Origin of the sequence: Staphylococcus croceilyticus (assembly GCF_002902575.1) — a bacterium.
Classification (GTDB): domain Bacteria; phylum Bacillota; class Bacilli; order Staphylococcales; family Staphylococcaceae; genus Staphylococcus; species Staphylococcus croceilyticus.
Genome location: NZ_PPRD01000138.1, coordinates 1 through 201, shown reverse-complemented (window position 1 = coordinate 201; position 201 = coordinate 1). Strand labels below are relative to the sequence as shown.

General features: G+C 33.3%; 1 pseudogene. It reads right to left on the bottom strand.

From position 1 onward, the window contains the following. Positions 1–201, bottom strand: a pseudogene (locus CD128_RS11955) (ISL3 family transposase); the annotation flags it as partial.

Sequence of the window (201 nt, the reverse complement as noted above, 5' to 3'; positions counted from 1 at the left end):
ATTTGACCGAACGGTCTTGAACACTTTTGTCTAAGATTACTTTTTTTGTATTGTTTGAAATCACACAATGTTTATCTACTATTTCAGACTGAGCGACAAAGGTACTGTGACAGTGGCGACATAAAAAACGTTGTTTTTTGAGTGAAACATATGTAGGTCTTTCGGTTACTTTAGGCACTTTAATTAATATTTGTCGTTTAC